The organism is Miltoncostaea oceani (assembly GCF_018141545.1).
Taxonomy (GTDB): domain Bacteria; phylum Actinomycetota; class Thermoleophilia; order Miltoncostaeales; family Miltoncostaeaceae; genus Miltoncostaea; species Miltoncostaea oceani.
The window spans coordinates 1,241,020-1,266,182 of sequence record NZ_CP064356.1; the positions used below are offsets into that span (position 1 = coordinate 1,241,020).

Annotated in this window: 26 protein-coding genes; 16 read left to right on the forward strand and 10 right to left on the reverse strand. The window is 75.5% G+C overall.

Annotated features, from left to right (window positions below):
• Positions 1 to 55: 55 nt before the first annotated feature.
• The 4 genes from thrS (at position 56) to IU369_RS06280 (ending at position 3,023) form a co-directional block, all read left to right on the forward strand.
• Positions 56 to 1,963, forward strand: a complete 1,908-nt coding sequence (thrS, locus tag IU369_RS06265; RefSeq protein ID WP_217923712.1) for a threonine--tRNA ligase — start codon at positions 56 to 58, stop codon at positions 1,961 to 1,963.
• Positions 1,960 to 2,331, forward strand: a complete 372-nt coding sequence (locus tag IU369_RS06270) for a hypothetical protein (protein ID WP_217923713.1) — start codon at positions 1,960 to 1,962, stop codon at positions 2,329 to 2,331. The genes thrS and IU369_RS06270 overlap by 4 nt, the downstream gene beginning before the upstream one ends.
• 87 nt (positions 2,332 to 2,418) lie before the next feature.
• The gene (locus IU369_RS06275; RefSeq protein ID WP_217923714.1) at positions 2,419 to 2,757 is read left to right on the forward strand and encodes a TadE/TadG family type IV pilus assembly protein; all 339 of its coding nucleotides are present in this window, start codon (positions 2,419 to 2,421) and stop codon (positions 2,755 to 2,757) included.
• Positions 2,754 to 3,023 (forward strand): hypothetical protein, encoded by a 270-nt coding sequence (locus IU369_RS06280; protein WP_217923715.1) that lies wholly within the window; start codon positions 2,754 to 2,756, stop codon positions 3,021 to 3,023. The genes IU369_RS06275 and IU369_RS06280 overlap by 4 nt, the downstream gene beginning before the upstream one ends.
• A gap of 48 nt (positions 3,024 to 3,071) precedes the next feature.
• Here IU369_RS06280 and IU369_RS06285 read toward each other — a convergent pair whose 3' ends face one another.
• A complete protein-coding gene (locus IU369_RS06285; RefSeq protein WP_217923716.1) occupies positions 3,072 to 3,629 on the reverse strand; it encodes a YdeI/OmpD-associated family protein in 558 nt (185 codons plus the stop codon).
• A 237-nt stretch (positions 3,630 to 3,866) separates the two neighbouring features.
• On the opposite strand from IU369_RS06285, the gene IU369_RS23545 reads away from it, so the two are divergent.
• On the forward strand, positions 3,867 to 5,138 hold the full coding sequence (locus IU369_RS23545) for a transglycosylase SLT domain-containing protein (protein ID WP_217923717.1): 1,272 nt from the start codon (positions 3,867 to 3,869) through the stop codon (positions 5,136 to 5,138).
• Positions 5,139 to 5,150: 12 nt separating this feature from the next.
• Here the strand turns inward: IU369_RS23545 and IU369_RS06295 are convergent, their stop codons facing one another.
• Entirely contained in the window at positions 5,151 to 5,486 is a 336-nt protein-coding gene (locus IU369_RS06295) for a cupin domain-containing protein (RefSeq protein WP_217923718.1), read from the reverse strand.
• Positions 5,487 to 5,618: 132 nt separating this feature from the next.
• On the opposite strand from IU369_RS06295, the gene uvrC reads away from it, so the two are divergent.
• From uvrC to IU369_RS06315, 4 genes are all read left to right on the forward strand, one after another.
• Entirely contained in the window at positions 5,619 to 7,562 is a 1,944-nt protein-coding gene (uvrC, locus tag IU369_RS06300; protein WP_217923719.1) for an excinuclease ABC subunit UvrC, read from the forward strand.
• Positions 7,553 to 8,422 (forward strand): RNase adapter RapZ, encoded by an 870-nt coding sequence (gene rapZ / locus IU369_RS06305; protein ID WP_217923720.1) that lies wholly within the window; start codon positions 7,553 to 7,555, stop codon positions 8,420 to 8,422. Before uvrC ends, rapZ begins: the two co-directional genes overlap by 10 nt.
• Positions 8,419 to 9,372 carry a gluconeogenesis factor YvcK family protein gene (locus IU369_RS06310; protein ID WP_217923721.1) on the forward strand — a complete coding sequence of 318 codons (954 nt, stop codon included), beginning with the start codon at positions 8,419 to 8,421 and terminating at the stop codon, positions 9,370 to 9,372. The genes rapZ and IU369_RS06310 overlap by 4 nt, the downstream gene beginning before the upstream one ends.
• Before the next feature lie 177 nt (positions 9,373 to 9,549).
• Positions 9,550 to 10,272, forward strand: coding sequence for a DUF1097 family protein (locus tag IU369_RS06315; RefSeq protein WP_217923722.1), 723 nt, complete (start codon positions 9,550 to 9,552; stop codon positions 10,270 to 10,272).
• 370 nt (positions 10,273 to 10,642) lie between these two features.
• Here the strand turns inward: IU369_RS06315 and IU369_RS06320 are convergent, their stop codons facing one another.
• Complete coding sequence (locus IU369_RS06320) at positions 10,643 to 11,239, reverse strand: thermonuclease family protein (protein WP_217923723.1); 597 nt, start codon at positions 11,237 to 11,239, stop codon at positions 10,643 to 10,645.
• A gap of 74 nt (positions 11,240 to 11,313) precedes the next feature.
• Here IU369_RS06320 and gap point away from each other — a divergent pair, with 74 nt between their 5' ends.
• Genes gap through gpmI form a run of 4 tightly spaced genes read left to right on the forward strand, consistent with a single transcriptional unit; the run spans position 11,314 to position 15,787 of the window.
• Positions 11,314 to 12,318, forward strand: coding sequence for a type I glyceraldehyde-3-phosphate dehydrogenase (gap, locus tag IU369_RS06325; RefSeq protein WP_217923724.1), 1,005 nt, complete (start codon positions 11,314 to 11,316; stop codon positions 12,316 to 12,318).
• A 10-nt stretch (positions 12,319 to 12,328) separates the two neighbouring features.
• Positions 12,329 to 13,525 carry a phosphoglycerate kinase gene (locus IU369_RS06330; RefSeq protein ID WP_217923725.1) on the forward strand — a complete coding sequence of 399 codons (1,197 nt, stop codon included), beginning with the start codon at positions 12,329 to 12,331 and terminating at the stop codon, positions 13,523 to 13,525.
• Positions 13,522 to 14,271, forward strand: a complete 750-nt coding sequence (tpiA, locus tag IU369_RS06335) for a triose-phosphate isomerase (protein WP_217923726.1) — start codon at positions 13,522 to 13,524, stop codon at positions 14,269 to 14,271. The genes IU369_RS06330 and tpiA overlap by 4 nt, the downstream gene beginning before the upstream one ends.
• A gap of 7 nt (positions 14,272 to 14,278) precedes the next feature.
• Entirely contained in the window at positions 14,279 to 15,787 is a 1,509-nt protein-coding gene (gene gpmI, locus IU369_RS06340; protein WP_217923727.1) for a 2,3-bisphosphoglycerate-independent phosphoglycerate mutase, read from the forward strand.
• Positions 15,788 to 15,804: 17 nt separating this feature from the next.
• On the opposite strand, the gene IU369_RS06345 is transcribed toward gpmI, so the two are convergent.
• Complete coding sequence (locus tag IU369_RS06345; RefSeq protein WP_217923728.1) at positions 15,805 to 16,194, reverse strand: hypothetical protein; 390 nt, start codon at positions 16,192 to 16,194, stop codon at positions 15,805 to 15,807.
• A gap of 255 nt (positions 16,195 to 16,449) precedes the next feature.
• On the opposite strand from IU369_RS06345, the gene rsgA reads away from it, so the two are divergent.
• Complete coding sequence (rsgA, locus tag IU369_RS06350) at positions 16,450 to 17,487, forward strand: ribosome small subunit-dependent GTPase A (RefSeq protein WP_217923729.1); 1,038 nt, start codon at positions 16,450 to 16,452, stop codon at positions 17,485 to 17,487.
• Between the two features lie 10 nt (positions 17,488 to 17,497).
• Here rsgA and IU369_RS06355 read toward each other — a convergent pair whose 3' ends face one another.
• Positions 17,498 to 18,544: a radical SAM protein gene (locus IU369_RS06355; RefSeq protein ID WP_217923730.1), complete on the reverse strand. Its 1,047-nt coding sequence runs from the start codon at positions 18,542 to 18,544 to the stop codon at positions 17,498 to 17,500.
• Between the two features lie 48 nt (positions 18,545 to 18,592).
• Complete coding sequence (locus IU369_RS06360) at positions 18,593 to 19,447, reverse strand: phosphatase PAP2 family protein (RefSeq protein ID WP_217923731.1); 855 nt, start codon at positions 19,445 to 19,447, stop codon at positions 18,593 to 18,595.
• 183 nt (positions 19,448 to 19,630) lie between these two features.
• On the opposite strand from IU369_RS06360, the gene IU369_RS06365 reads away from it, so the two are divergent.
• Positions 19,631 to 20,905, forward strand: a complete 1,275-nt coding sequence (locus IU369_RS06365; RefSeq protein ID WP_217923732.1) for an ATP-binding protein — start codon at positions 19,631 to 19,633, stop codon at positions 20,903 to 20,905.
• A 7-nt stretch (positions 20,906 to 20,912) separates the two neighbouring features.
• Here the strand turns inward: IU369_RS06365 and IU369_RS06370 are convergent, their stop codons facing one another.
• The 4 genes from IU369_RS06370 to IU369_RS06385 are packed head-to-tail and all read right to left on the reverse strand — an operon-like array spanning position 20,913 to position 23,777.
• The gene (locus tag IU369_RS06370) at positions 20,913 to 21,584 is read right to left on the reverse strand and encodes a hypothetical protein (RefSeq protein ID WP_217923733.1); all 672 of its coding nucleotides are present in this window, start codon (positions 21,582 to 21,584) and stop codon (positions 20,913 to 20,915) included.
• A 56-nt stretch (positions 21,585 to 21,640) separates the two neighbouring features.
• Complete coding sequence (locus tag IU369_RS06375) at positions 21,641 to 21,886, reverse strand: sulfurtransferase TusA family protein (protein ID WP_217923734.1); 246 nt, start codon at positions 21,884 to 21,886, stop codon at positions 21,641 to 21,643.
• A complete protein-coding gene (locus tag IU369_RS06380; protein ID WP_281426229.1) occupies positions 21,883 to 23,055 on the reverse strand; it encodes a cysteine desulfurase family protein in 1,173 nt (390 codons plus the stop codon). Before IU369_RS06380 ends, IU369_RS06375 begins: the two co-directional genes overlap by 4 nt.
• The gene (locus tag IU369_RS06385; protein ID WP_217924338.1) at positions 23,052 to 23,777 is read right to left on the reverse strand and encodes a metallophosphoesterase family protein; all 726 of its coding nucleotides are present in this window, start codon (positions 23,775 to 23,777) and stop codon (positions 23,052 to 23,054) included. The genes IU369_RS06380 and IU369_RS06385 overlap by 4 nt, the downstream gene beginning before the upstream one ends.
• A gap of 74 nt (positions 23,778 to 23,851) precedes the next feature.
• Between IU369_RS06385 and IU369_RS06390 the strand changes: the two genes are divergently transcribed.
• The gene (locus IU369_RS06390) at positions 23,852 to 25,135 is read left to right on the forward strand and encodes a M48 family metalloprotease (RefSeq protein WP_217923736.1); all 1,284 of its coding nucleotides are present in this window, start codon (positions 23,852 to 23,854) and stop codon (positions 25,133 to 25,135) included.
• Positions 25,136 to 25,163 lie beyond the last annotated feature (28 nt).

The window sequence follows — 25,163 nt, forward strand, 5'->3', positions numbered from 1 at the left end:
GTCACCCGGCGGCCACAACCCCGTCGGCGGACCCGTCCACTAGCATCCCCTCCCGATGAACGTGTTCCTCCCCGACGGCAGCCGTCTGGAGTTGCCCGAGGGCGCCAGCGGGTACGACGCCGCCGCCGCGATCGGGCCCGGCCTCGCGAAGGCCGCGGTCGCCGTGCGCGTCGGCGACGACATACGCGACCTCGCCCTCCCGCTCCACGAGGGCGACCACCTCCAGATCGTCACGCCGAAGAGCGGCGACGACTACCTCTACGTGATGCGCCACTCGGCGGCCCACGTCATGGCGGAGGCCGTCCAGACCGTCGTCCCCGGCACGAAGCTCGGCTTCGGCCCGCCGATCGCCGACGGCTTCTACTACGACTTCGACCCGCCGCGTCCCCTCACCGAGGGCGACTTCGCGGCCATCGAGGCCGAGGTCAACCGGATCCGCAAGGCGAAGGCGCCGTTCCAGCGCAGCGTGATGAGCGTCGCCGACGCCCACGCCTACTTCTCCGAGCGCGGCGACCCGTACAAGGTCGACCAGGTCGAGGAGCTGACCCGGCAGGGCGAGACCGAGGTCTCCCTCTACCGCCAGCGCGACTTCGTGGACCTCTGCCGCGGCCCGCACGTCCAGGACACCGGGCGCCTCGGCCCCGTCAAGCTGCTGTCGGTGGCGGGCGCCTACTGGCGCGGCAGCGAGAAGAACCCGCAGCTCACCCGGGTCTACGCGACGGGGTTCACGTCGAAGGCCGACCTCGACGCCCACCTCGAGCGACTCGAGACGGCGCGGGCCCGCGACCACCGCCGCGTCGGCCGCGACCTCGACCTGTTCCACTTCGACGACTTCGGCCCCGGGTTCCCGTTCTTCCTGCCGCGCGGCATGACGATCGTCAACGCGATCACCGCCGCGGTGCGCGAGGAGCTCGACCGGATGGAGTACGGCGAGATCCAGACGCCGACGATGCTCTCGTCGCAGCTGTGGGACATCAGCGGCCACAACGAGCACTACCGCGACAACATGTACTTCAGCGAGGTCGACGGGCAGGAGTTCGCGATCAAGCCGATGAACTGCCCGGGCGCCTGCCTGGTGTACCGCAGTCGCCGGCACAGCTACCGCGACCTCCCCCTGCGGTACGCCGAGTTCGGGCACGTCCACCGGCACGAGCTGTCGGGCGTGCTGCACGGGCTCTTCCGGGTGCGGGCGTTCACGCAGGACGACGCGCACGTGTTCTGCCGGCTCGACCAGGTGAAGGACGAGGTCAACGCGATCCTCGACCTGACCGACCGCTTCTACGCGCGCTTCGGCTTCGACACGGTCGAGCTGAAGCTGTCGACCCGCCCCGAGAAGGCGACCGGCACCCCCGAGATGTGGGACCAGGCCGAGGCGGCCCTGCGCGACGCCCTCGGCGACCGCGAGTACGGCCTCAAGGTCGGCGACGGCGCGTTCTACGGGCCGAAGATCGACTTCCAGGTCACGGACACGATGGGCCGGCCGTGGCAGCTCGGCACCTGCCAGCTCGACTTCAACTTCCCCGAGCGCTTCGACCTCGTCTACACGTCGGCCGACGACACCGAGGAGCGGCCGGTGATGATCCACCGGGCGATCACCGGGTCGATCGAGCGCTTCCTCGGGATCCTCATCGAGAACACCGGCGGCGACTTCCCGCTGTGGCTCGCGCCGGAGCAGGCCCGGGTGCTGCCGATCTCCGACCGCCACGCCGACTACGCGGCGAGCGTGCGCGAGGGCCTGCGCAGCGCCGGCCTGCGGGTCGAGGTCGACGGGCGCTCCGAGTCGGTCGGCAAGCGGATCCGCGACGGCGAGCTCGCCAAGATCCCCTATCTGCTGGTGGTGGGCGACGCCGAGCAGGAGGCGGGGACGGTGGCGGTCCGCGCCCGGCGCGGAGGCGACCGCGGCACGCCGACGATCGCCGAGCTCGCCCGCCTCCTCGCCACCGAGGCGGCGGAGGGCGGGTGAACCGGGTCAACTGGGTCGGCGTCAGGAACTTCCTGATCATCGCCGCCGCGGCGGGGCTGGTGTTCGTGTCGCAGGAGGGCTTCGGCCTGACGACGGGGACGGCGTCGCTGATCATCCAGGTGCTGTTCCTGGCCGCGATCATCGCGTTCGCCTACAACTACTTCCGGCAGAACGAGCTGGCGTGGCTCGTGCTGAAGCCGTGGCAGCGGTACGTGATCATCGCGTGCGCCATCGGCATCGTGCTGCTCCTCCTCGTCGGCTTCCCGTTGCTCGGCGACCGGCTGACGCCGCTCGGCGTGCTGGCGCTGATCGCCGTCCTGGTGCTGGTCATCGTCTGGGTGATACGCGAGAGCCGCCGCTTCCGCTGACCCCGCGCGCCATCCGGCACGCACCCGGCACGATCCCGTGACACCCCGGCGGTGACCCGTGACGGGCCGCCGCCGCACGATGTCCCCGTGCCCCGCCGTCCACCACCCCGCGGCCAGGCGACGGTCGAGCTCGTCGCCCTCCTCCCGGCCCTCGCCCTGCTGGTCCTCGTCTGCGGCTGGCTCGTGGCGGGTGCGTACGCGTGGAGCCTCGCGGGGGGTGCCGCCCGGGCGGGGGCGCGGGCCGCCGAGGTGGGCGCGCCGGTCGGGGCCGCGGCGCGCGCCGTCCTGCCCGGGGGTCACGCCCGCCGGGCGCGGGTCACCGTCGACGACGGCGGCCGCCGGGTGCGGGTGCGCCTCGACGTCCCGCGGCCCCTCCCGTTCCTGCCCGTCGCCCGGGTCACGGGCGAGGCGGAGGTCGCGCGATGACGCGGCGCCCCCCCCACGGGCAGGCGGCCGTCGAGCTGATCGCCGCCGTGCCGGTGCTGATCGCGGCGGCCCTCGTCGCCTGGCAGCTCGTCGCGGTGCTGGGGGCGGGGCAGGAGGCCGAGCGGCGGGTGCGGGCCGACGCCATCCGCGCCGCCGCGTCCCCGGGCGGCACGGCGACGACACGGGCGACGGTCGCCGTCCCGGCGGTCCTGCCCGGCATGGCCGGGCTGCGGGTCACGGCGCGCGCCACGGTGCGCACGCCGTGAGCCGGCGTCACGGACCGATCGGTCAGGCGATGCCGCTCGTCCCGGCCGTCAGTGGGGCGTCTCGCCGTCCGCGAGCATCCCGACGTACTTCGCGATCCTGCGCGCGCGTGTCTCGGCCGTCCGGGCCGTCTGCACGCGGTGGAGGATCGCGTAGCGGTTCTGGCCGCCGAGCGCCGAGAACGCGTCGGTGAGGCCCGCCGCCTCGAGCGCCGCGGCGAGGTCATCGGGCACCGTGGAGGTGGCCATGCCGTCGTACGCGGCCTCCCAGCGGCCGTCGGCCTTGGCCCGTTCGACCTCGGCCAGGCCGGCGGGCCGCATCCGGCCCGCCGCGATCAGCGCCTCGACCTTCCGGCGGTTGACCTTCGACCACGTGCTCCGTGGGCGACGCGGCGTGAAGCGCTGCACGAACCAGTCGTCGTCGATGCGCTTCGAGCGCCCGTCGATCCAGCCGAAGCACAGCGCCACGTCGACCGCGCCGGCCCAGTCGAGCGACGCGACACCGGTGTGCTTCTTGGCCATCCGGACGAGCACCTCGTCGGCGTCGGCGCCGTTGGCCTCGAGCCAGGCTTCGAACTCGTCGGCGCTCGCGAAGAACTCCCCGTCCACCCCACGGAGTTCAACGGCCGGGGCGCCCGGTCCTGCCGTCGGCCGCACGGCAGACGGCACCGTCGCGACGCACTTCTGGCACAGAGCGGCGATGTACCGCGTGCGGCCCGGGGTCACCGTGGGGGAGTGACCCATCCCCGGACAGCCACGGCATCCGTCTGCCGAGGACGCGGCACGGTCCGGTCCGTATGTCACCCCGTCTCGGGGCGGAGAGCGCGACCCCAGGCTGGCCAGGCGATGCCGCTCGTCCTCGTCGCGGGGGTGCTGGTGCTGCTCGCGGCGGTCGCGGCGTTCGCCCTGGGGAGGGTCCCGCTGGCGGCGGCCCGGGCCCAGACCGCCGCCGACCTCGCGGCCCTGTCGGGGGCGCGGGAGCTGTGGGCGGGCCTCGGCGCCGCGGACGCGCAGGGGCCGGCGGAGCGGGCGGCGGTGGCGGCCCGCATCCGCCGGGTGGCGGGTGCGGCGGCGGCGGGGTCCGGCGGGCGCCTCGAGTCGGTGGCCCTCGGCGACGGGGTGTGGCCGCCGACGGCGGTGCAGGTGGTGGTGAGCGCCCCGGGGCCCCACGGCACCCGGGTGCGGGCGACGGCGCGGGCGGGGCTGGTGGTGGGGCGGGGTGCGGTGGCGTCACCGACGGGCTGGGCGACCGGCGGGGGCTATTCGGGGCCCCTCGTCCACCGCGACGGCCGCCCCATGTGCCCCGCCGTGGCGGCGGCGTTCGACCTGATGGACGCGGCGGCGCGGGCGGAGGGCATCGACCTGGTGGTGACCAGCGGCTTCCGCAGCGACGCCGAGCAGGCGGTCCTGTTCGCGCGGCACCCCGACCCGCGGTGGGTCGCGCCGCCGGGGCGCAGCCGCCACCGCGACGCCACCGAGCTCGACCTCAACATGGCGGGCGGCGACGGCGCTCACGCGTGGCTCGCGGTGAACGGCGGGCGGTTCGGGTTCGTGCAGCGGTACTCCTGGGAGCCCTGGCACTGGGGCTACGTCCCGGGGTGCGGGGCGGCGGGGGAACGGGACGGCGGGGACGACGCGACGGCGGCAGCCGGGGGCGCGGCGGCGCTGCCCGAGTGGGTGCCCGCCGCCTACCGCGAGCCGATCGTGGAGTCGGCGACCCGCGAGGGCCTCGCGCCGGTCCTGCTCGCGGCGCTGCTGCGGTCCGAGTCGGGGTTCGACCCCCGCGCGGTCAGCCCGGCGGGGGCGCAGGGGATCGCCCAGTTCATGCCCGCCACGGCGGCGGGGATGGGCCTGCGCGACCCGTTCGACCCGGCGCAGGCGATCCCGGCGGCGGCGCGGCTGCTGGCCGGCCACATGCGTGCCTTCGGCTCCATCCCGCCGGCCCTCGCGGCGTACAACGCGGGGCCCGGCGCGGTCAGCCGGTACGGCGGGGTTCCGCCGTACCCCGAGACGCAGGCCTACGTCGCGCGCATCCTCGCCCTCGCCGGTGGGGCGGCGATGCTCACCGGGGGCGGGGGAGGGGTCGCCCTGCTCCGCGTCGAGGGGAGGTTCGTCTAGCGGCGCGGCGGGCTACGACGGTCCGAGCGGCGGGGTGCCCTCCGGCGGCGGGCCGGCACCCTCCTTCAACTCGACGAAGATGGCGTGGCTCGGCGTGTCGCCGATGTTCTCGCCCCGGTGCTCCTGCGCATCGAGCCAGCGCACCTCGTGCGGCTCGAGGGTCACGTCCCGGGTCGCGTCGCCCATGATCAGCCGCCGGCGGAACCCGGCGAGGGTGATCATCACGCTGTCGGGGTGGGAGTGGAGATGCGTCGCGTCGCCGGGGACGTCGGTGTAGGCCAGCACCCGCACGCGGTCGTTCTCGAACAGGCAGACGTACTTTCCGGGGTCCGTGACGGTGGGGTCCATGTCCCTGCTCCCGCGTCGGGTGGGGTCGTCGCCCCGCATCGTCCTCCCCGCGCCCGGCGGGCGCCACCGGTCGGCGGTCGCGCGTCGCCGCCGGGGAGGCTCCGGCTTGAGCCCCCGCCTATCCTGGGGGGAGTGAGCGACTCGACGACCCTGCGCGCCCAGCTGGCGGCACTCCCGACCGGGCCGGGGGTCTACATCTACCGCGACGACGCCGACCGCGTGCTCTACGTCGGCAAGGCGAAGTCCCTGCGCAAGCGCGTCCTCTCGTACTTCCAGGCGCCGCTGCGCCCCGGTGAGGACGTGTCGGGCTGGCCGATGACGGTGCGGTCCGGGCTCCACCCGAAGACCGGTGACCTCGTCGGGCGCATCGCGAGCGTCGAGACGTTCGTGACCGGCTCCGAGAGCGAGGCGCTGATCCTCGAGGCGAACCTCGTGAAGCGCCACCGCCCGCCGTTCAACGTGCGGCTCCGCGACGACAAGAGCTACCCCTACATCGGGATCAGCCTCGACGAGGACTACCCGCGCGTCTACTTCACCCGCGAGAAGCACCGCCGCGACCGCCTCTACTTCGGGCCGTTCTCCAACGCGTACAAGGTCCGGGAGACGCTGAACCTGATCGGCAAGATCTTCCCGAGCCGCCCGTGCGAGGGGCGGGAGCCGGGCCGGCCGTCCGGCGTGCCGTGCCTCGACTACCACATCAAGCGGTGCCTGGCGCCGTGCGTCGGCTACATCTCGAAGGACGAGTACCGGGCGCTGATCGACAAGATCATCGCGTTCCTGTCGGGCCGGTACCGGGGGCTCGAACGGGAGCTCGAGGCGGAGATGCGCGGGGCCGCCGTCGCCCAGGAGTTCGAGCGCGCCGCGGCGATCCGCAACCGACTGCAGGCGATGCGCCACCTGATGGAGCGCCAGTTCGCGACCGCCGGGTCGGTGGGGACGGCCGACGTCCTCGGCATCGCGGTCGACGGCGAGTCCGCGAACGTCCAGGTGCTGCAGGTCCGCGACGGCGTCCTCCAGGACCGCCAGTCCTTCTTCCTCGACGTCGCCGGCGAGGAGGACGAGGCCGAGGTGCTCGTCCAGTTCGCCTACGAGTACTACGCGATGGCGCTCGCGATCCCGACGCTGGTGGTGCTCCCGCAGGACAGCGCGGCGGGACCCGACCTCGAGGCGCTGCTCTCCGACCGGCGCGGCAGCCGGGTGGAGGCGCGGGCGGCGTCCCGCGGCGACAAGCGCAAGCTCGCGGAGCTCGCGACGCGCAACGCCCGGTTCGCCCTCGACCAGGACCAGCGCCGCCACGAGCAGGCGCGCGGGCGGCGGCGCGAGGCCCTCGCCGACCTGCGGGAGCGCCTCGACCTGCCGGCGCCGCCCCTGCGGATCGAGTGCTACGACATCTCCAACCTCGGCGAGACGTACGCGGTCGCGTCGATGGTCGTCTTCGAGGACGGCGCCCCCGCGAAGTCGCACTACCGCACGTTCACGATGCGCTACGACGGCGGTCCCGACGACTTCACCCGGATGCAGGAGGCGCTGCGCCGCCGGTTCGCCCGCCTGCTCGACCCCGAGGACGACCCGTCGTTCGCGGCGCGCCCCGGCCTGGTGGTGATCGACGGCGGCAAGGGCCAGCTCGCCGCGGCGATGGAGGGGATGCGCGAGGCCGGCGTGTCGGGCGTGCCGATCGTGAGCCTCGCGAAGAAGCGGGAGGAGGTGTTCCGCCCCGGCCGCTCCGACCCGCTCCTCCTCGACGAGGGGTCGTCGGCGCTGCGGGTGCTCCAGCACATCCGCGACGAGGCGCACCGGTTCGCCCTGCGCCACCACCGCAACAGGCGCGGCCGCGGCATGACGGAGAGCGTCCTCGACGCCCTCCCCGGGGTGGGGCCGGCGCGGAAGGCGGCGATCCTGCGCCACTTCGGCTCGACGGACCGGTTCCTGTCGGCGAGCCGCGAGGAGCTGGAGGCCGTGCCCGGGGTGCCGTCGAAGGTGGCACGTGACGTCTACGACCGCCTGCACCGCACGGCGGGGCCCCGCGAGGCGGCCCCGGTGGCGGGCGGGCGCGGGGAGGGGACCGCGTGGAGCTGACGATCATCACCGGCATGAGCGGCGCCGGGAAGAGCAAGGCCATGGGGACGTTCGAGGACGCCGGGTGGTTCTGCGTCGACAACCTCCCGCCGGGCCTGCTGCCGGCCCTCGCCGACCTGGTGCTGCTGGAGGGGTCGAGCGTCGACCGGGCCGCGGTGGTGTGCGACGTGCGCGGCGGCGTCTGGTTCAAGGAGCTCGAGCCGGTGCTGGGACGGGTGGAGGGCGCGACCGGCGTCCGGCCGCGCGTCGTCTTCCTGGAGGCGTCCGACGACGCCCTCCTCAACCGCTTCCGCGAGACGCGGCGCCCGCACCCCCTCGGGGGGAGCGTGGCGGAGGGCATCGCCCGTGAGCGGTCGGAGCTCGGCGACGTCCGCGAGCGGGCCGACGTGGTCATCGACACCACGGGGCTGTCGATCTGGGATCTGCGGCGACGGGTGACGGAGGCCCTGATGGCCCCCGAGGGCCGGCGGCGGATGCACGTCCAGTTCGCGTCGTTCGGCTACAAGCACGGCGTCCCCCGCGACGCCGACCTCCTCTTCGACGTCCGCTTCCTCCAGAACCCCCACTACGTCCCGGCGTTGAAGCCCCTCACCGGCCTCGACGCCCCCGTCGCGCAGTTCGTGGCCGCCGCCCCCGGGATGGACGACTTCCGCGAGCGCCTCGAATCGCTCCTCGACTTCCTGCTGCCCGCCTATGCGCAGGAGGGGAAGGCGTCGGTGGTGATCGGGATCGGCTGCACGGGGGGCCGCCACCGGAGCGTCGCGATCTCGGAGATGCTCGCCCGACGGTACGCCCGCGACCACGAGGTCAGCACGTCCCACCGCCACATCGAGCGTCCCTCGGCGGACCCGACCACGTGAGCCGGCTGCCCCGCATCGCGGCCCTCGGCGGCGGGACCGGGCTGGCGTCGCTGCTGCGGGGGCTGAAGCGGGCGCCGCTCGACATCACCGCGATCGTGACGGTGGCGGACGACGGGGGGTCGTCGGGGCGCCTGCGGCGCGACCTGAACATCCTGCCGCCGGGCGACATCCGCAACTGCCTGGTGGCGCTCGCCGACGACGAGTCGCTGATGGGGCGTCTCTTCCAGCATCGCTTCGCGGACGGCGACCTGTCGGGGCACCCGTTCGGGAACCTGTTCCTGGCGGCGTTGTCGGAGGTGACGGGGAACTTCGACCTGGCGATCCAGGAGTGCAGCCGGGTCCTGAAGATCCGCGGTCGGGTGCTGCCGACGACGCTGGAGGACGTGGCGTTGTGGGCGGAGCGGGAGGACGGCACCCGCGAGTGCGGCGAGACCCGGATCGCGTCGGGGAGCGGGGCGTGCCGCCGGGTGTGGCTGGAGCCGGAGCCGGGCGCCCACCCCCCGGCGGTGACGGCGATCGACAACGCCGACGTTGTCCTGCTGGGGCCGGGGAGCCTGTTCACGAGCGTCCTCCCGCACTTCGCGGTGCCGGAGATCGCGGCGGCGGTCGCGCGGAGCACCGCGCCGCGGGTCTACATCTGCAACGTGATGACCCAGCCGGGGGAGACGGACGGCATGGACGCCGCCGACCACGTGTCGCGGGTGCTGGAGGCCGTCCCCGGGGGCGTCGACGTCGTCCTGGTGCACGACGGCCCGCTCGACGCGGTGGCGCTGGAGGCGTACGCCCGCCTCGGGCAGGAGCCGGTCCGGGCGGACGCGGCGGCCCTCGAGGCGCTGGGGGTGCGGGTCGTGGCGCGTCCGTTCGCGGAGGAGGGCTCCGCCGTGCGGCACTCGCCGGCGGCCCTGGCGGCCGCGCTGATCGACCTGGTGCGGGAGACCGCGACGCGCTGAGCGGCCGTTCCCTTACGCGGTCGCGAGAGGACATGCAACGGTTGCCACGAACACTCAGGCGGCCGTACACTGGCCGCGCGACGGGGGCCCGGCCTCCGTCGTGGTTGCGTCGTCACCACTCGTCTTCTTTTCCGGCGGCGCGCCCTCCCGTACTTCTCACAAGGAGCAAACGCCTCAATGAGCGCACGCGCTAAGGCGATCGCGCCCCTGGCGATCGTCATCGGTGTTCTGTCCTTCCTCTGGACGGAGCTCTCGCTCAACTTCACGTTCAACTGGGTCACCTCGGGCGACGGCGACTTCGTCGGCTTCGGTGTTCCCCAGAACTTCCACCTGATCCTCCCGATCGCGTTCATCTCGTGGGGCCTGTTCTTCGCGGCGGGTGGCGACAACGCCGCCTTCGGCAAGATCTTCCTCGCCTGCGTGTTCGGCACGGTTGCCGCCCTCATCACGATGCCGCTGTCGTTCAAGACGGCTGACTCGAACATCTCCGAGTACATCGCCGGCACGGACACCAGTGGTCCGGAGTTCTGGGGCATCGCCCTGTGGGTGGGCATCTTCGCCTTCATCCTGGTCATGATCCTCGTGGCGGGTGACTGGTACTACGTCGCGGGCACCTTCCCGGCGTTCGCGTCGGTCTTCGTCTGGTGGATCGCGACGGGCCTCGACGGCTACGTCCCCGAGCCGGTGTCCGGTTCGGCCCTGTCCGGCGACGAGTTCCTCGCCGCCGCCCCGGGTACCGGTGGCACGGGTGCCGCCGGCGGGCTGCTCAGCACGCCCTGGCCGTGGGTCTGGTTCTCCGTGTTCGTCACGCTGGTCTGCGGCGTCATCCTCGGGCTCGTGTCCGCCAAGATCACGGCGGCCGTCACCCCGAAGCCGAAGGCCACCACCGCCGAGGCCTAGGCCTCAGCACCGCGAACATCGCGTCACCGTCGGGGGGCCTCCGGGCCCCCCGACGTCGTTAACGCCCCGACCCGGTCCCCGAGCGTTCCCGGGGAACACCCTCCGGTCGAACGCCTCCCGGATCCGCCCCTCCGGGGCGACCGCCGCCCCTCGTGCCGCCGCGGCCGAATGGACCTCCGCCCCACGGTCAATTGACCAACGCCCCCGTGGCAAATGGACCTCCGCCCCACGGTCAATCGACCGGCGACCCCGTGGCCAATTGACCGGCGACCCCGCGGCCAATCGACCGTCGACCCCCGTGGCCAATTGACCGGCGACCCCGCGGCCAATTGGACCCGACCCGCGAACGCTGCGGACCTCGGCGCTTCCCTCAGCGCCGGCAGGACCCCCAGAGGCCCCGGCGGGCGTCGCGGGCGTCGCGTTCGGCGGAGCGGAGGGTGGGTTGGAGCCGCCCGCGGCCGTCACCGCGGAAGACCTCGGCGAAGCCCTCGGCGACGAGTTGGACGTTGACGGTCGTGGCGGCGCCCTCGCGGGTGACCTCGGCGAGGAGGCGGCCGAAGCGGTCCTCGCGTCCCTGGGAGGGGTCGACGGCGAGGAGGACGGGCGTGCCCTCCGGCAGGAGCCTCCGCAGCTCGGCGGCGGCCTGGGGGCCGAAGCACTCGACGGGGCGGTCGGGGGTGACGCTCTCCGGCGCGTCCACGCCGAGCAGGCGCACCCGCTCCTCGCCGCCCCCGCCGCCCCCGCCGCCCGGACCGGCCCCGCCGAGGCGGGCGATGAGGGTGTCGCCGTCGACGACGCGCACCACCCGCGCCCCCGTCACGCCGTCACCGGACGCACCGTCGCCGGAGCCGCCTCCGCCCGCCGCGGCACCCCCTCCGCCACCCCCGTCCGGGGACCCGTCACCCGTCCCGCACCCGGCGAGCGCGACGAGCAGCAGGGCGCACGCGGCGAGGTGGCGTCGGGTCACGGGGGGCTCCTGCCCGGGGCCGGGCGGTTGACTGGTAGATTGGCGACCCTTTTCGACTGGGAGGATCGCGCCGTATGAGCGTACGCGTGGGCATCAACGGGTTCGGCCGCATCGGGCGCAACGTCTTCCGCGCCGCGGCGCTGGGAGAGACGGACGTCGAGATCGTGGCGGTCAACGACATCACCGACACCACGACCCTCGCCCACCTCCTCGACTACGACTCGGTCTTCGGGCGGTACCCGGGTCACGTGCACGCACACGACGACCACATCCACGTGGACGACGCCCACGTGCGCGTCTTCGCGGAGCGGGACCCCGCGAACATCGACTGGGGCTCCGTCGGCGTCGACGTCGTCATCGAGAGCACCGGCTTCTTCACCGACCGCGACAAGGCCGCCCTGCACCTCCGCGACGGCGTGAAGAAGGTCATCATCTCCGCCCCCGCGAAGGGCCCCGACCTCACCGTCGTGATGGGCGTCAACGACGACGAGTACGACGCCGAGAAGCACCACGTCATCTCGAACGCGTCGTGCACGACCAACTGCCTCGCGCCGCTCGTGAAAGTCCTCATGGACAACTTCGGCCTCGAGCGCGGCGTCATGACGACATGCCACTCGTACACCGGTGACCAGCGGATCCTGGACGCCCCCCACAGCGACCTCCGCCGCGCCCGCGCCGCCGCCCTCTCGATCATCCCCACCTCGACCGGCGCCGCCCGCGCCATCGGCGAGGTCATCCCCTCCATGAAGGGCAAGCTCGACGGCATCGCCCTCCGCGTGCCGACGCCCGACGGCTCCGTCGTCGACCTCGTCGCCGAGGTGAGCCGCCCCACCACGGTCGAGGAGGTCAACGCCGCGTTCGCGGCCGCCGCCGAATCCGGCCCGCTCGTCGACATCCTCGGCTACACCGAGGACCCCATCGTCTCCCGCGACGTCGTCGGCGACCCCCGGTCGTCGCTGTTCGACGCGAGCCTCACCATGGTCAGCGGCGGCACCACCGTGAAGCTGATCTCCTGGTACGACAACGAGTGGGGCTACTCGTGCCGGGTCGTGGACCTGGCCGAGCGCGTCCTCGGCTAGCGGCGCGCCGGTGACGCGTCCGCTCGGAATCGACGACCCGGGGGTCGACTGGTCGGGTGCGCGCGTCCTCGTGCGCGCCGACCTCAACGCCCCCCTTGACGACGGGCGCGTCACCGACGACGCCCGCATCCGCGCCTCGGTGCCGACGCTGGAGCGGCTCCTCGCCGCCGGCGCCGGCGTCGCGGTGTGCTCCCACCTCGGCCGGCCCAAGGGGAAGCCGGTCGAGGAGCTGTCGCTCCGCCCCTGCGCCGAGAAGCTCGGGGAGCTGATGGGCCGCACCGTCGAGCTGCTGCCCGACTGCGTCGGCGACGACGTGCGGGCACGCGCCGAGGCCCTCCGGCCCGGCGAGCTCGTCATGCTGGAGAACCTCCGCTTCCACCCGGAGGAGGAGGCCAACGACCCCGCCTTCGCCGACCGCCTCGCCGCCGGCTTCACGCACTACGTCAACGACGCGTTCGGCGCCGCCCACCGCGCCCACGCATCCACGGAGGGCGTCGCACGCCGGCTCCCCGCCCGCGCCGGGCTGCTCCTCTCCCGCGAGGTCGAGGTCCTCGAGGGGCTCCTCACATCCCCCCGCCACCCGTTCGTCGCCGTGCTCGGCGGGTCGAAGGTGAGCGACAAGCTGCCGCTCATCAACAGCCTCCTCGAACGGTGCGACCGGGTCCTCATCGGCGGCGCCATGTGCTTCACGTTCCTCGCCGCCCAGGGCGAGAGCGTCGGCGCCTCCCTGCACGAGGGCCCCGACGGGCAGGCCCAGGCCACCGAGCTGATGGAGACCGCCGTCCGCCTCAACTGCGCCCTGCAGCTCCCCGTCGACGTCCTCGTCGCCGACCGCTTCGCCGCGGACGCCGCGCTCGAGGTCGTCCCCACCGACGACATCGCGGACGGGTGGATGGGCGTCGACATCGGCCCCCGCACCTCGTCCTCCTACCGTGAGGCCATCATGGGCGCACAGACCGTGTTCTGGAACGGACCGATGGGGGCCTTCGAGATCGAGCCGTTCGTGGACGGCACCCGTGCCGTCGCCGAGGCGATGGCGGCATGCTTCGGCTCCACCGTCGCCGGCGGCGGCGACTCCGGCGCCGCCGTCGCGCAGTTCGGCCTCGTCGACGACTTCACCCACGTCTCGACGGGCGGCGGCGCCGCCCTCGAGATGCTCGAGGGCAGGACCCTCCCCGGCGTCGCCGCCCTGCCGAGCACGTCATGAGCGAGCGCCGCCCGCTCGTCGCGGGGAACTGGAAGATGAACAAGACCGGCGTCGAGGCCCGCGAGACCGTCGCGCGCCTCCGGGCCCTCCTCGGCGACGGCGAGCTGCCCGTCGACGTCGCCGTCTGCCCGCCGGCGACGGCGCTCGAGGCGACCGCCCGCGCGGCGTCCGGCAGCCACATCCGCGTCTACGCCCAGGCCGTCCACGAGAAGGCCTCCGGCGCGCACACCGGCGAGATCTCCGCGGCGATGATCGCCGCGACCGGCGCCGACGGCACCCTGATCGGGCACTCCGAGCGCCGGGCCGCGGGGGAGACCGACGACCAGGTCGCCGCCCGCGTGCGCGCCGCCCTCGACGGCGGCCTCTCCGTGATCCTCTGCTGCGGCGAGTCGCTGGAGCAGCGCGAGGCGGGGGAGACGGAGGAGTGGCTCGCCGGGCAGGTCCGCGCCGGCCTCGCCGACGTGGCGGCCGACGAGGTCGGCCGCCTCGCCATCGCCTACGAGCCCATCTGGGCGATCGGGACGGGCCGCACCGCGACACCCGAGATCGCCCAGGAGGCCTGCGCGCACGTCCGCTCGGTCGCCGCCGGCACCCTCGACGGCGCCGCCCTGCGCGTCCTCTACGGCGGCAGCGTCACCCCCGACACCGCCGGTGAGCTGATGTCCCAGCCGGACATCGACGGCGCCCTCGTCGGCGGGGCGAGCCTCGACCCCGAGGCGTTCGCCGCCATCGTGCGGGGGGCCTGAGGCCGCGATGGCCACGACGCCCTCGGGACCGCTCGTGCTGGTGGTCATCGACGGCTTCGGCATCGGTCCGCCGGGGCCCGGCAACGCCGTCAGCCTCGCCCGGACGCCCGCCCTCGACGCCCTCGCGCGGACGGGTTCCGCCACGCGCATCGCCGCGTCCGGCCTGCCCGTCGGCCTGCCCGACGGCCAGCAGGGCAACAGCGAGGTCGGCCACCTCAACATCGGCGCCGGGCGGCGGGTGCCGCAGATGCTGGTGCGCGTCGACGAGGCCGTCGCCGACGGCTCCATCGAACGCCTCCCCGCCATGCAGGCCCTCCTGGCGCGCGGACGGGCGGCCACCCTCCACCTCGTCGGCCTCGTCGGCGACGGCGGCGTCCACGCCAGCCAGCGCCACATGCTCGCCATGATCCGGATCGCCCGCGCGAACGGCGTCGAGCGCGTCGTGGTCCACGCCCTCACCGACGGCCGCGACACCCGCCCCGACAGCGGCCTCGCCGCCGTCGAGGAGATCGAGGCGACGGGGGCGTTCGTCGGCACCGTCTGCGGGCGGTACTGGGCGATGGACCGCGACCGCCGGTGGGACCGCACCCGCCGCGCCTACGACGCCATGGTCCACGGCGTCGGCACGCCCCGCGCCACGGGGGCCGAGGCCGTCCGCGCCTCCTACGACCTGGGCACCAGCGACGAGTTCCTCGAGCCGGCGGTCATCGGCCCGCCCCACGAGAACCGCGTCCGGACCGAGGACGCCCTGCTCTACGTCAACTTCCGTCCCGACCGCGCGCGGCAGCTCACCCTCGCGTTCACGGAGCCCGACTTCGACGGCTTCGACCGCGGGCCCGACCCGCCGCTGCCGTTCGTGACGACGATGACCCGGTACAAGGCCGAGTTCCGCGCGGAGGTGCTGTTCGAGGCGCAGGACGTGCGCCAGGGCCTCTCCGAGACCGTGTCCGCCGCGGGACGCACCCAGCTCCACGTCGCCGAGACCGAGAAGTACGCCCACGTCACGTTCTTCTTCAACGGCGGGCGCGAGGAGCCGTTCGACGGGGAGCGCCGCGTCCTCGTCCCGTCACCCCAGCACGTCGCGACCTACGACCAGGCGCCCGAGATGAGCGCCACCGGTGTCCGCGACGCCGTGGTGCAGGCGCTCGCCGAGGGCTCCGACCAGCTCATCGTCGTGAACTTCGCGAACGCCGACATGGTCGGGCACACCGGCGTCGTCCCCGCCGCCGTCTCCGCCATCGAGACCGTCGACGGGTGCATGGCGACGGTGCGGGAGGCGGTCGCCGCCGCCGGGGGGCTGCTGTGCGTCACGGCCGACCACGGCAACAGCGAGCACATGATCGAGCCGGACGGGAGCCCCAACACCGCCCACACCAGCAACCCGGTGCCGTTGTGGATCGACCGGCCCGGCCTCACCCTGCGCGAGGGCGGCAGCCTCGGCGACATCGCGCCGACGCTCTGCGGGCTGATGGGGTGGGACCCGGGCCCCGCCATGACCGGGACGCCGCTGATCTGACGCGCGCGGCGGCGGCGTCAGCCGCCGTCGCCGAAGGCCTTCTCGATCCGGTCGCGTAGCCGGTCGATCCGCTCCTCGGCGTCGCGGCGGAGCGCGTCGACCTCCTCCTGCGTCCGGCCCGAGGCACGGGCCTCGTCGATCGCGTCCTCGGCCTCGGCCCGCGCGTCGGCGACGGCCTCCTCGGCGCGCCGCCGGGCGGCCGCGACGTCCGGGCCGGCGTCGTCGATCGCCGCGTCGACCTCGGCGCGCGCCCGGTCGAGATCGTCCGAGAGCTGCGCGCGGGCGTCGCTGAGGGCGGACCTCACCTCCGGCGGGACGGCGTCGCCGGCATCGTCGCCGCATCCCACCCCGGCCCCGGTGGCGGCGATGGCGATCGCGGCGACCGCCGCGGCGACCCGGGTGCGCATCGCGCGATCCTATACGCGGCCGTCGCGGGCGGGCACTTGCGGCGTTCCCGCGCCCGGGGGTATCCTCGCCGCGATCCGGGAGAACGTCGTCCCGGCGCGGAGGGAGGGCCAGCGCAATGGACATCGCGATGACGCTCCGGACGGCCACGTCGCCGTCCGTCGAGCCCGTGTCCGTCGTGGGCGCCCCCCTGCACCACCCCCGCTAGCACCGGGACCGATCGCAGGCCGGGCGCCCCCCTCGAAGGGAGCCCCGGAGTGCATGAAGGTGACGTGCGGGCGGCGCTGGCGCCGCTCGGGTGGGATGACGCGAGACAGGATGAGCGGGACGCGCTCGGGATCGACGACGCCGACGTGGGACGGGTCGTCCGGGTCGACCGCGGCGGAGGCGCCGTCGCGACGGCCGCCGGGACGGTCGGCGTCGCCGGCCCCGGCCTCGCGGTCGGCGACTGGGTCGCGCTGCGCGACGGGCGGGTGGCGGCGGTGATGGAGCGCCGGACGGTGATCTCGCGCCGGGCCGCCGGCCGCGCCGACGTCGAGCAGGTGATCGCCGCCAACGTCGACGTCGTCGTCGCCGTACAGGCGATGGACCGGCCGCTGCGGATGCGGCGGCTGCACCGCGCCCTCGCCCTCGGCTGGGAGTCGGGCGCGGTGCCGGTGGTGGTGCTCGCCAAGTGCGACGTCGGGGACGCCCGCGACGCGGCCCTGCGGGTGGGGGAGCTCGGCGTCGACGTGATCGCGGTGAGCGCCCGCACCGGCGAGGGCCTCGCCGACGTCGCGGCGCTCGCCCGGCCGGCGCGCACCGTGGTGCTGCTCGGCGAGTCGGGCGCGGGCAAGTCGACCCTCGCCAACGCGCTCATCGGCGACGCCCACCTGCCGACCGCCGCGGTGCGCGCCGGCGACGGGAAGGGGCGTCACACGACGACGGCCCGCCACCTGCTGGCCCTGCCCGGCGGGGGCGCGCTGATCGACACGCCGGGCGTGCGCGAGCTCGGGTTGTGGAGCGACGCCGCGGGCGGCATCGGCATCACGTTCGCCGACGTCGAGGAGCTCGCCCCCGGCTGCCGGTTCGCCGACTGCCGGCACGACACGGAACCCGGGTGCGCGGTGCGCGCCGCCGTCGAGCGCGGCGACCTGGCGGTGGACCGCCTCGAGAGCTGGCGGGAGCTCGCCCGCGAGGTGGCCGCCCAGGCGCGACGCGCCGACGCCCGCGCCGCCCGGGCCCACGCGCGGGCCGGGTCGCTGATGGCGCGCGGCGCGGTCCGCCGCGCCGGCCGTGACCGCGGGAGGCGGTGACGGCCGGCGGTCAGAGCAGCCGGAGCTGGGGGTCCGGCCGCCCGGCCCGCGCCGCGGCGGCCGGGCGGCGGCCGAACGGCGTCTCGCGGCGAGGCTCCGGGCCGCCGTGCGCGCGGATCATGGCGCGCACCCGGCGGGCCAGCGCGTCGCGTTCGGCCGACGGCCCGTAGGCGCGTCGGTACCTGCGTTCGGCGTCGGCCACCAGCTCCGGCCGGTGCGCCCGGAGCCAGCCCAGGTAGTGCTCCCGCACGCCGGCGCGCAGGTACAGCATCACCGGGGTGATCCAGGTGGCCCCGGCGCCGCAGACGGCGGCGACGACCTCCTCGAGCTGGTCGTCCGCGTCGGACATGCCGGGGATGATCGGGGCGATGAACACACCGCACGGCACGCCCGCGGCCCGCAGGCGCGCGAGGGTCTCGACGCGGCGCCGGGGGTTCGGCGTGTTCGGCTCGGTGGCGCGCCAGACGTCCTCGTCGAGGGTGCCGATCGACAACCCCGTCTCGACGGGCATCCGCGTCGCCGCGTCCGCGAGCAGGTCGACGTCGCGCCCGATCAGGGTCGACTTGGTGAGGATCGAGAACGGGTTGCGCGCCTCGGCGAGCGCCTCGATGACCCCGCGGGTCAGGCGGTAGCGGCCCTCGACGGGCTGGTACGGGTCGGTGTTCGTGCCCATCGCGATCGTCTCGCCGCCCCAGCGCGGCGTGCGCAGCTCGGCGCGGAGGCACTCGACGGCGTTGACCTTCACGACGATCCGCCGGTCGAAGTCCTCCCCGATCCCGAGGCCGAGGTACTCGTGGGTGGGGCGCGCGAAGCAGTAGACGCACCCGTGGCTGCACCCGCGGTACACGTTGACCGTCCAGCGGAACGGCATGCCCGACGTCTCGGGTACCCGGTTGACGATCGACCGCGCGCGGACGTGCAGCAGCTCGAGGCCCGCCAGCTCCCCGCGTCCCTCGTGGCTCTCGGCGGTCTCGAGCAGGGCGGGGCGGGCGGGGTCCGCGCCGGCGAGGCGCCAGCGGAGGTGCGCGTGACCGTCGGCGGGGGCGGGGCGTCCCATCGTCCGACCCTAGCGAACACCTGTTCGTGTTGCGAGCGCCGCCGGCGATCAGGCGGCGAGGCGCAGCAGGACCGCGTTGGCGGCCGGCAGCAGCACCGCGCAGGCGAGCCCGGCGAGGGCGATCGTCCGGGCGCCGGCCTCCGGCGGGGACGGCGGGACCGCCCCGTGCGCCGCCCGTGCGACGGCCCAGGCGAGGGCGACGCAGGCGCCGCCCACGACGGCGTCCAGCACGAAGTGGTTGGCGGTCGCGACGACGATCCACAGCATCGCGGCCGGGTAGAGGACCGTCGCCCACGCCAGCCGCGAGGACGGGCGCATCCAGATCGCCGCGACCGCCAGCAGCACGGGGATGCCGACGTGCAGGCTGACCGCCGCGGCCGTCTGGTTGAGGAGGTCGGCCGACAGGTCCACGGGCGGGGTGGTGCCACCGGGCCACCCCGGCAGCCACTTCGGCGGGGCCATCGGGTGCAGGGCGAGCACCATCAGCGCGGGGACGTGGACCAGGACGAACGCGGTCCGGACCGTCGGGTAGCGCCGTGGGTCGAGCAGCCGGAGGGTGGCGAGGACCGCGAAGACGAGCGCCGCGTCGAGGCGCTGGTAGACGACGAGCGCCACGTCGCGCAGGTCGGGACGGGCGGCCAGCGCACCCGCGACGCGCCGTTCGACGGCGATGCCGAGGTCCTGCTCGAGGGCGAGCCACCGGCGCGCGTTGGCGATCGCCCGGTCGGCGGGGACCTCGAAGGGGATGCGCAGGAGCTGCCAGACGAGCACGACGCCGACGAGGAACGCCATCTCGCCGACGAGCGGGTAGGGGCGGCGGAACCGCCCGAGGGCGGGCGCGGGCGCCGGCCCGGCCGTCCCCGCGCCACCGGTCCCCGGGGGATCCGGCCCCGACTGCCGCACTCCGACGCTCCCTCCGCTCGCCGTCCGCCACCGACGATTACCGCGCACCGCGCCGCGGGGATCAACCCCGGTGGCGACCGGCGGGCGGCGCGCCCGCCGCGGAGCGGCGGACGGTGGACCGGTTGCGGCTCAGAAGTGGACCAGATGTAGTGTCAGTGGTGGACCTTATGTAGTGTGCGCCGCGTGACGCCGCCCTACCGACCCCGCGTCGTCGACGAGGAACTCGACGAGCTGCTGCCCGCCCTGGCGGCCGTCGCGCTGGAGGGGGCGAAGGGCGTCGGCAAGACGGCCTCCGCCGGGCGGCGGGCCGCGACGGTGCGTCAGCTCGACGACCCGGTCCAGCTCGCGCTCGCCGCCGCCGAGCCCGCGCGGATGCTCGACGGCGCCCCGCCGGTGCTCATCGACGAGTGGCAGCGCGTCCCGGCGGTGTGGGACCTGGTGCGCCGCGCGGTCGACCGCGGAGCGCCGCCCGGCAGCTTCCTGCTGACCGGGTCGGCGGCCCCGGGCGACGCACCCGCCCACTCGGGCGCCGGGCGCATCCCGACGCTGCGCATGCGGCCCCTCGCGCTCGCCGAGCGCGGCCTCGGCGCGCCGTCGGTGAGCCTCGCGGCCCTGCTGCGCGGGGACCGCCGCGACCTGTCGGGCGGCACCGGTCTGCGCCTCGCCGACTACGCCGACGAGGTCGTCCGGTCGGGGTTCCCCGGCTTGCGGGGCCTCCGCGGCCGCGCCCACCGCCTGCAGCTCGACGCGTACCTCTCCCGCCTCGCCGAGCGGGACGTCGAGGAGGCCGGGCACCGGGTGCGCGCCCCCGCGACGCTGCTGCGCTGGCTGGCGGCGTACGCGGCGGCGACGGCGACGACCGCGACCTTCGAGACCATCCGCCGCGCCGCGACGCCGGGGGAGGGGACCGAGCCGTCGCGCGCCACGGTGCAGCCCTACCGGGACGCCCTGGAGCGGCTGTTCCTGCTCGACCCGGTCCCCGGCTGGGCGCCGAGCCGCAACCGCATCGCGCGCCTCGCGCTGCCCCCGAAGCACCACCTGGCCGACCCGGCGCTCGCGGCGCGGCTGCTGGGGGTCGACGCCGGGGACCTGCTCGCCGGCCGTGAGGGGGGTCCGCCGATCCCGCGCGACGGCGTGCTGCTCGGCGCCCTGTTCGAGTCGCTCGTGACCCTGTCGGTGCGGGTCTACGCCCAGGCCGCGGAGGCGACCGTCGGTCACCTGCGCACGAAGGGCGGCCGCCAGGAGGTCGACCTCGTGGTGGAGCGGGCCGGCCGGGTGGTGGCGATCGAGGTGAAGCTGGCGCAGACGGTGACCGACGGAGACGTCCGCCACCTCCACTGGCTGGCGGACCGCCTCGGCGACGACCTCGCCGACGCGATCGTGGTCACCACCGGCCCCGACGCCTACCGGCGCCCCGACGGCGTCGGCGTGGTCCCCGCGGCGCTGCTGGGACCCTGACCGGAGGTCAGCCGACCGGCTCGGCCCGGGGGATGCCGGCGGTGCGCCAGAAGCGGTCGAGGGCGCCGAAGCGCTCGGCGCGCGCGAACGCGAGGATGTTGGCCTTCTCGACGCTGGTGACGAACCAGATCTCGCCGCCGCCGCGGAAGCACATCACGCGCCCCTCGCTCGGCGCCTCCGCCCCGAACCCCCAGGGCGCCTCGCCGGGCACGTGGCCGCCGCCGCCGGGGGGGACGCACTGGCCGCTGGCGACGGGGACGTCGTTCGCGTCGCGGTACCGCCCGTAGGCGGTCTCCATGTCGACCCGGTTGCGGAACAGCTCGAAGTAGGAGCGCACCCCGTACACCGACGTGGTCTCGCAGGTGATGCCGGCGATCGCGTCGTCGCTGCGGTCCTCGGGCGCCTCGCGGGTGCACCGGCGGGCGATGTCGGGGTCGATGCGGGCCAGCAGGAAGCGCTCGCCCGTGGTCGGGAAGCCGGCGGGGCGCTCGGTGAGGGGCGTGTCGGGCGCGCCGGTGGTCGTGGCGGGGGGCGTCGTCGCGGCCGGGGCGGTCGTCGCGGCGGCGGCGGCGGTCGCGGCGACGGGGTCGGTGACGGTCACCGTGCGCTCCGACGACGGCTCGTCGTCGCAGGCCGCCACCCCCAGGCAGAGGACCGCGAGGGCGACCGCCCACGCCATCCGTGCCGCCGTCCCACCTCGCATCCCGCGCCCCCCCGGCCGTGGTCCGCGCGATTCTAGACGTCGCGCCCGCGCGCCCCGCCGACGGTCACCACGCCCACCCACGAGCCGCCCTCGTCGCGCAGGTCGGTGAGCGCGTTGCCGGACGTGTGGCACCAGGCGGGGAGGTCCACGGCGATGAGGGGGTCGTCGGCGAGCAGCTCGATCACGTCGCCGGGGGCGGCGCGGGCGGCGGCCCGGGCGACGAGGTGGATCGGCACCGGGCACCACGTGCCGAGGGCGTCGACCACCCGGGTCGTCACGGCGTCAGGGGGCTCATCGCGCGGAGCGCCGCGACGGCGTCGGCGAACGCGGCGACGGCGTGGTCGACCTCCTCCTCGGTGGTGGTCGCCCGCAGCGTGAGGAGGATCGCCGAGTGCGTCCACGGCGCGGTCAGGCCGATCGCCTCCAGCGCGGGCGCGGCCTTGCCGGCGTCGGCCGTGCACGCCGACCCGGGCGACACCGCGACGCCGCGGGCGGCGAGGGCGAGGCAGAGGCTCTCCCCCTCGACCCACCCGGCGGAGACCTGGACGTGCCCGGGGATGCGTCCCGCCGGGTCGGGGTCGCCGTTCAGGCGGACATCGGGCACCCGCAGCAGGCCCTCCGCCAGGCGCGCCGCCAGAGCGCGCTCGCGCGCCGCCGCGGCCACCATCCCCTCCGCCGCGACGGCGGCGGCCGCCCCGAGCCCGGCGATGCCGGGGACGTCCTCCGCCCCGGCCCGCTTGCCGGACTCCTGCAGCCCGCCCTCGATGAGCGGGTGCAGGCGCGCGCCGGGGCGGACCACGAGCGCCCCGGTCCACGGCGGGCCGCCGATCGCGCCGCCCCCGAGGACGACCGCGTCGGCGCCGAGGGCCGCGACGTCCAGCGGGACCCGACCGGCCGTCTCGCCCGCGTCGACGACGATCCGCGCCTCGGGGCGGGCGCCGCGGGCCGCGGCGATCAGGGCCGGGAGGTCCTGGAGGGTCCCGATGTCGGGCTGGCCGTGGACGACGCAGACGAGCGCGGTGGCGTCGTCGACCGCCGCCGCGAGGGCCCCGGCGTCGATGCGGCCGACCGCGTCGACGGGGACGATGCGCAGGCGTGCGCCCGCCCGCTCGGCGCTGCGGCACGCCGAGAGGGTGGCGGGGTGCTCGACGGCGCTCGCGACGATGCCGTCGCCGAGGGCGGCGTTCGCCGCACGGAGCCCCTTCACCGCGAGGTTGCGCGCCTCGGTGGCGCCGGAGGTGAAGACGACGTGGTCGGGGTCGGCCCCCACGAGGGCGGCGACCTGGCCGCGGGCCCGCGCGAGCGCCGCGGCGGGGGCACGCCCCCACTCGTGCAGGCTCGACGGGCTGCCGAAGTCCGCGTCGAGGTAGGGCAGCATCGCCGCCCGCACCCGCGGGTCGAGCGGGGACGCGGCGGCGTGGTCGAGGTAGGCGGCCGGCGCCGTCAGCGCCCCTCGGCCAGCCGGTGGGCGAGCACGGACGGCAGGCCCGCCTCGAGGATCGCGTTCTGCGCGGCGGCGACGTCGTAGGGGGTGCGGCGGAACTCGACGGTCCGGGCCTCCGGGTCGTAGAGGGCCCACGCGGCGCGGGCGTCGTGGTCGCGCGGCTGCCCGACCGACCCGGGGTTGACGAGCCAGCGGCCCTCGGTCAGCTCCATCGGGCCGCTCGGCACCGGGATGTGGGTCTCCATCGCGCCGTCCGGTGTCAGCCGCCACGCCGACGGCAGGTGCGTGTGGCCGACGAACGTCAGGGGGCAGCGGCGGTCCTCCAGCGCCTCCCGTGCCTGCTCGACCTGCAGCACGTACTCCCAGACCGGGTCGCGCGGGCTGCCGTGGAACATCGGCACCTCGTGGTCCGGGTCGGCGGGGGAGAGGCGCTGCAGCGTCTTGCGGCCCGCCGGGCCGAGGGCCTCGCGGGTCCACACGACGGCGTCGCGGGCGAGGTCGGCGAAGACGTCGAGGGACACCTCGCCGGTCACGCCGAGGTCGTGGTTGCCGCCGAGGCACCGTTCCGACCGGGCGAGGATGGTGCTCAGGCAGTAGGAGGGGTCCGCGCCGTACCCGACGACGTCCCCCACGCACCAGATCGTCGCGGCGCCCGCCTCCCGGACCGCCCGCAGCGTGGCGTCGAGCGCCTGCCGGTTCGCGTGGATGTCGCTGAGGATGGCGATGCTCGGCGTGGCGGGCCCTTCGCGGTGTCGGGAGGTCGGCCGCTACGATACGCCGCGTGCGAGGACGGCGGCGCATGCCGATCGGCGGGCTGCCCGGGGGACACGGCGGCCGCGCCGCCGGGATCGCGGCGATCGCCGTCGTCGGGGCCGGCGGGATCGTCGCGTTGCTGAGGTGGCGGCTCTGGAGCTCGGGCGTGCCGGACGTCGACCCGGCCCCCCTCACCGACTGGTTCGACCCGGCCGAGCTCGCCGGCAACCGCGAGTACCGGCGGGGCGTGTGGACGATGGCGGCGATCGGGGCGCCGCTCGGCGCGGCGACACTGGTGGGGGTCGCGCTGCTCGGCGGCCGGTGGCGCCCCACCGTGGTGCGCGCCGCCCGGGCGCGCCCGTGGCGGGCGGGGCTGATCACCGGCGCCGGCCTGGCCGTCGTCACGACCGCCGTCGCGCTGCCCCTGTCGGTCGCCCGCTACGCCTGGGGCCGCGACTACGGCATCGTCACGCAACCGGTCCCGGCGTGGCTGCTCGACCTGGCGAAGGGCCTCGGGATCTCGATCGTCCTGACGGGGGCGCTCGGCGCGGGCGCGGCCGCCCTGATCGCGCGCCTGCCGCGGGCGTGGTGGGTGGTGCTCGCGGGGTTCGTCGGTGCGTTCGTCTACCTGATGTCGCTGCTGTCGCCGATCGTGCTGGAGCCGATCTTCCAGCGGACCGAGCCCCTCCGCGACCCGGCGCTGTCCGCGCAGATCCTCGAGCTGGCCGACCGAGCGGGCGTGGAGGCCGAGGACGTGAAGGTCAACGACGCGAGCGTCCGCACCACCGCCGCCAACGCCTACGTCTCGGGTCTCGGCGGCAGCCGCCACATCGTGCTCTACGACACCCTGCTGCGGGACTTCCCGCGGGACCAGGTGCGCATGGTGGTGGCCCACGAGCTCGCCCACGTCGAGAGGCGCCACGTGCTGAAGGGCTCCACGTGGGGCGCCGCGCTCGCGGTGCCGGGATGCCTGCTGGTGTTCGCCGTCGTCGGCTGGCGCACCGGCTTCGCCCACGCCGGCCGCGGCCCCGAGGGCTGCGACCTCGTCGTGCGGCGCCTCGCCGTCACGGCGGCCGCGGCCGCGGTGATCTCGTTCGCGAGCGCCCCCCTCGGCACGTGGGTCAGCCGCGCGTTCGAGCGCGAGGCGGAGTGGCGCGGGCTGCAGCTCTCCCGGGACCCGGAGGCCGCGATCGGCCTGCAGCAGGGGCTCGTGGAGCGGAGCCTCGGGGTGCCCGACCCGCCCGCCCCCGTGAGCTTCTGGTTCGGCACCCACCCGACGGCGCTGGAGCGGATCGGGATGGCGCTGCGCTACCGGGACGGGGGGAGCTGAGCTGGGGCGCCGCGCGCCGCGGCTGCAG